The organism is Brumimicrobium mesophilum, from assembly GCF_003025005.1.
In the GTDB taxonomy this organism is placed as follows: Bacteria; Bacteroidota; Bacteroidia; order Flavobacteriales_D; family Crocinitomicaceae; genus Brumimicrobium; species Brumimicrobium mesophilum.
The window spans coordinates 1-864 of the sequence record NZ_PVSS01000058.1 but is presented as its reverse complement, the minus strand read 5'-3'; the positions used below and the strand labels follow the sequence as shown (position 1 = coordinate 864).

Genomic DNA, 864 nt, shown 5'->3' with positions numbered 1-864 from the left:
AGGTGGACTATTTGCGATTAACGTTCCGGCTAAAAAGCGTTGCTGTCCCGAAGGGCAGCTATGATTTTTTAGCCATTGTTACCAGCTTTTATTTATACCTTATTATTTCAATTTTCGAATTCTTAATTTCTAAATAACCTTTTGTATCATTACTATTAAATAGAATAACCAATGTGTTATTTTCAGTTTCGTTGATTTCAGACCTATAAATTGGTAATCTTCCAATGCAGATTGTATCAATTGTGATAAATCGACTCTCTTCTATTTTACACAAGTATGTATGGTCATAATCAGATACAATGTGAAGCAGTTGGTTTCTATGGGTGAAACTTCCTAAAGTTAACACACCTATACTATCAACCAAAAGGGTTGTCCCAAGCCTTGATCTAGATTCATTATCGCCTACATTATAAATTTTTTGTTTTCTTTTTTTCTGTCTAGGCTTAGGCATTTTAAAAATTTCCATAGAATCAGGATCGTTAATCTCAATTATTTCAGAGGACCCCACCATGTGCGCCAATGTAGCTGTTACATAATATTTTCCGTTTACATTATTGACTACTACTGGGCAAGTTGCTGCGCATGAATATTCAATACCAGTTCTTTTATTTTTAAACCAAATCGAACCACCCCATTCTCCACTACAAGTTTTTCGCACACTATATAAAGTGTCTTCGTAAAAAATGCTATCGTTCAAAATTTTCAGATTTTCAATGGCTTCTTCATAATTCCCAACAATTGTGGTGTCTATGATAGTAAATTTAGTCTGGGAGTAACTGCTGGAACTAAGGATTAAAATCAAAAATATTGTGCCTGATAATCTCATTTTGTTTTATTGCTGGTAACGTCCAAGCTACGTATTGT

General features: G+C 33.6%; 1 protein-coding gene. It reads right to left on the bottom strand.

Features of this window, described 5'->3' with window-relative positions; translation table 11 throughout:
* Window positions 1-88 precede the first annotated feature (88 nt).
* Window positions 89-826: a hypothetical protein gene (locus tag C6368_RS17025; RefSeq protein WP_107040413.1), complete on the bottom strand. Its 738-nt coding sequence runs from the start codon at window positions 824-826 to the stop codon at window positions 89-91.
* Between the last annotated feature and the right edge of the window lie 38 nt (window positions 827-864).

Coding starts and splice junctions, on each gene's coding strand:
- C6368_RS17025 (WP_107040413.1), bottom strand. CDS start 826: ATGAGATTATCAGGCACAATATTTTTGATTTTAATCCTTAGTTCCAGC.